This window comes from Marinimicrobium sp. UBA4209, assembly GCF_002381585.1.
Lineage (GTDB): Bacteria > Pseudomonadota > Gammaproteobacteria > Pseudomonadales > Cellvibrionaceae > Marinimicrobium > Marinimicrobium koreense.
Window position 1 is genome coordinate 7,110 of sequence record NZ_DFTP01000046.1, and the last position, 4,363, is coordinate 11,472.

At 56.4% G+C, this 4,363-nt stretch carries 3 protein-coding genes; all 3 read right to left on the reverse strand.

Going from position 1 to position 4,363, the window contains the following annotated elements; translation table 11 throughout:
* Positions 1 to 1,607: glycoside hydrolase family 6 protein (locus B3187_RS06365; protein WP_286805196.1), on the reverse strand; the 1,607-nt coding region annotated here is incomplete at its 3' end.
* A 199-nt stretch (positions 1,608 to 1,806) separates the two neighbouring features.
* A complete protein-coding gene (locus tag B3187_RS06370) occupies positions 1,807 to 3,204 on the reverse strand; it encodes a cellulase family glycosylhydrolase (protein WP_286805208.1) in 1,398 nt (465 codons plus the stop codon).
* A 520-nt stretch (positions 3,205 to 3,724) separates the two neighbouring features.
* On the reverse strand, positions 3,725 to 4,363 hold a 639-nt coding region (locus B3187_RS06375), incomplete at its 5' end, for a fibronectin type III domain-containing protein (protein ID WP_286805209.1).

Consider the following 4,363-nt stretch of genomic DNA (forward strand, 5'->3'; position numbering starts at 1 on the left):
CCGTTACGGCCGGTGTCGATCAACATACCGATGTCACTCGGGAAGCCCTGTTGGATCATCGCCTGACGCCAGTCCTGCGCGAATTCGATTTCCCCGAAGTAGGGGTTCCATTCATAGAAGGAACTGGAGCGAACCGGCTGACCACCCACCTGCAGGCTGGGGTCGGGCAGATACGGCTCTTCCAGCGGCGTGTAGTTGGCCGAGTTGGTGACAAAGCCCGCGATGCTGTCCACACCTTTGTCAGTGCCTTTGATGGTATTGCCGATAAGCTGAACGGCCTCGCTGAAGTTGTCGCTCCAGCCCAGCCAACCGCTGTGGGCAATATCAACATAGGAATACACATTGGGCAGGGTGCTCAACTCATTGAGCGCGTACTGAATGCCATCCTCGTAACCACCGGGTCCGGCCGCTTCCTGACAGTCGGGTTCATCCAGGTTGGTGACCAGATTGGGCAGGGAGTCGACTTCCACAATGGCGACGATGTGCAGGTCGCTGTATTCCGGCTGACCCAGCAGTTGCACGATCGGGGCGATATAGTCCTGCTGATAAATTTCGAAACCGTTCTCCGAAATCCGCAGCTCGCCGTTGGACGCCAAGGCGGCACAATCGCGATTGGGCAGGTTGTACACCACAAACATGAAGGTGTCCGCGCCCTGATTGACCGCTTCATCCAGGTGACCTTTCAGGCCGATACCGTCGGTGATCGCACCAATGCGATCCATCCACACGGCGGTATTTTCAAAGGCAATGGCCTCGCCACCGGGTTCCGCCAGTGCTTTTGCAGACCAGACCGGATCGACGTACAGGGTGGTGCCGTCAAATGGGTTGTCGACACGCGTGTAATCGCCATCGGAAGATGAGCTGCTGGAGGACGAACTGCTCTCGCTGGAGCTGCTGTCACTGCTTGAAGAATCAGAGCTGGAGGAGTCCGAACTGGAAGATTCCGAGCTGGACGACTCGCTGCTCGATGAGGAAGAGCTCGACGATGAAGAAGAGCTGCTGCTCCCGTCGCCATCGATCACCCCATAGGGGTCCGGTTGCGCCTCACAGGTGCTGCGGGCGATACAGCTTTCATTGTTTTCCCAGCCCCAACCACTGTCGGTGGTTTCGCACAGGGAGTAAGTCGTGCCGTACCAGTTGCACTGCTGCCCCGCGCCGCCCGGGTCACTGCTTGAGGAAGCACTGCTGTCACTCGATGAGGACTCGGAGCTCGAGCTGGAGGACGAACCGCCGTCTTCACAGAGCGCGCCCTCCAACGTCGGCTGTTCCGCCGCGCCCCCGTTTTTGTCCACCTGAAAACCGAAGCTGACACTCTGCCCCGGCTGGAGCGTGCCATTCCAGCCCATATCACTGGCGGTATAGGGATTGCTTCCGGAGAATTGGGCGTTCCAGCCGTTGGTCATGCGGTTGGCGTCAAACGTCCAACTCACATCCCACCCGCTGACGGCGCTGGCACCGTCATTGGTCAGGGTGACCTCGGCGGTGTAGCCGTTATCCCATTCGTTATTGACCGAGTAGGCGCATTCGGCTGACGCGCCGTGACTGGCGGCGGCAATAGCCAACCCCAGCAACGCCAGACCACTGCCTTTTTTTACTGTCGTTATCATTGTATTGGATCTCCTTAAAACGTACTTGGAAAGTTAAGTACTGCGTCGCAAATGCCACCACCTCCCGGTGAGTCCGCCGACGAACTTTCGCCGATGGTTGTCGTTTCCCTGACAGGCCAGGAAGCACGGGCGATCGAACCGACCCGCGCAATTCAAGCTCAGGCGACGCCCTGCAACCCGCGCCGCCCGACTAATCCGTTCAGTCACACAGCGGGCCAGACAGGCTTGGCGCTTGGGCATCCGCGCCCCCCTTGCTGACCTGAATGCCAAACTCGATGGTCTGTCCGGGTTGCAGGACACCATTCCAGTCGAGATTGGCTGCCGAGTAGGGGTTATTACCGGACAGCTTCGCGTTCCAACTGTTGGTGATACGTGAGCCGTCGCTGTACTCCCAGCTCACTGACCATCCGTCCACGGGCTGCGTACCGGAGTTGGTCAACCGAATGGCACCGATATACCCCGAACTCCATTCATTGGTGATCTGATACTCGCAATCTCCAGCACCTGGCTGTGCGCTGCTGGACGATGAATGACTGCTGGAACTGCTGCTTGAAACGCTGGAACTTGACGATGAGGAACTTGAAGAGGCGTCGCTACTGGACGATGAGTTTTGACCTTCGTAGACCGTCGCTGTCTGGGCCGTCTGGCGCAGCCCGTTACTGCTGTTGATCAGAAAATCGCCCCAGGAAGACAGATTGTCAACATCCCAGTTCAACGTGATATCCAGCGAGGCAACCTCGCTGCTGTTACCCGACCAGGACCACCCCAGATAGCCAATGCCATAGTCTTCGGCCACGGACAGAACCGACGCTTCATCAACCTCATTGCCGTAGTGATCCGCCCCGAATTCACCCACAATCAGCGGTAAATTATGGGTGGACAAGAATGTGGACACATAATTCTCAATAGTGGAACGGTCCTGGTACACCTCGTACATGTGTACGCTGAACAACGTGTTATTGCGCTCATCCGCGGCGGCCACGGTGGAGGCGTTATCGCGCATCACACCCTGCCAGTCCTGTCCCCAGTTGGCCGCATCCACCAGCAGTGTGTGGGTCAGGCCGGCTTCGCGCAGGCGCTGGATAGCGTCGACATGCTGATCCACCCAGGTACTCGCGGCCACCCCGTTTCCAAATGGCTCGTTGGCGATATTGATGATGACGTAATCTTCCTGCCCCTCAAGTACCGGAGCGATGTCGAGCCAATAGTCGACAACATTTTCCAGCGTTCCCGCACTGTCCTGCTCGCCATAACCGGTGGCGTCATGCACCTCCAGTACCGCAATCAGCTCGTTGTCTTTACACCATTCAATCACCTGCGCCACATCGGCGGCACTGTTGCGCGTCCACTGCTGGCCATCGGACAACACTATACGGACGGTGTTGGCATTGACGCTGGCGATGTCGGACAGCGCCTGCTCGGTGCGACCGGTAAACCAGGTGTGAGGGTGGTTCACTCCGCGCATGATGAACGGATTGCCATTGCCATCCAGCAGTTGGGTTCCCGATACCTGAAATCCTGCCTGTACACCGATTGCAGCCGACAGGGCACTGGCACCCAAAGCGGCGCACGCGAGGGTTTTCTTGATAGCGTTCATGGTTCTTGCCTCTTTCTTTTATGAAATGGAGCAACGTTAAAACCCGAGTGTTTGAAACGTTCGGGTCTAAATTGCTTTCAACGTTACCCAAGCGTGAACCGGTCGCGCCGATTGTCGTCCCAGACGGCGGCGCGTTTTATTGTTTTATGATTTTCGGTGACCGAACGCGTCTCTTTATCGAATGCTTTGCAACGCGTTTTGTCTCCGATCCGGCGACACCCTAAAGTACTTTTTGACCATAAGACAATCCTGAAAACGCGATCGTGGCGCGCAATAGCGTGTTCTGTGTCACGAATCAAAAATGTCAACGTCGAGGCGGGGTATGGATCACATAAGCATTGTCGTTTCAATCAAAAATGGCGGGATTGAGTGCAACTGTTTCTTAATAAATAACATTTTCCGTTATTTGAATTTTTGCTAACAGCTGTAGGGAAGGTGGTTTAATCCGACACAAAAAAAGCCGGCACAGAGGCCGGCTAAGTCAAAATTTTTTTCAGATGCTTCACATCAGCGCAAGGCGTTATGGAACCGGATCAATCGGTACAAACTGACTGTAAAGGCCATTGACGTCAAAGACAGCAATGGAGAACTCGTAGATTCCGTCTTCCAGATTCAGCTCATGAGACGTGGCGTACGCATCGTTCACCACAACCGACTGAGACTCGCCACCGGCGCCCTGCTGATAGCGGATCTCATAGCCGCCAATTTCATTCAACTCCAGGTAGCTACCATTTTCGCGCTGATCCGGCGTCGTCCACTCCAGGACCACGCCGTCACCCACAACCTGCTCACTGTTGGTGGTGACCACCAGCGTGGTGCTATTTTCGGACCAATTGCCCGCCGCATCGCCCGCGCGCACCGAATACTGATAGGTGGTTCCTGAGGACAAGCCCGTGTCGGTGTAGCTGGTCTCGGGCGCCAACAGTTCCGTGATTCGGGCGCCATCGCGATACACCTCATAACTCATCACCGCCTCGTTATCACTGGATTCCGCCCAGGACAGGGTCACGTAAGAGGTGCCAACCGCGGTATCGTTCAGTGAACCCGGCGCCGTAGGTGCCGTCGTATCTACCGTTTCCTCTTCAGTGGGTTCTCCCTCGCCGGTAGAACCATCACCGGTGGAGCCATCATCAGAGCCGGTGTCGGTATCAGAGCCGGT

Bases quoted from the DNA above. Each gene is read 5' to 3' on its own strand.
- B3187_RS06370 (WP_286805208.1), bottom strand. From the start codon at position 3,204: ATGAACGCTATCAAGAAAACCCTCGCGTGCGCCGCTTTGGGTGCCAGT.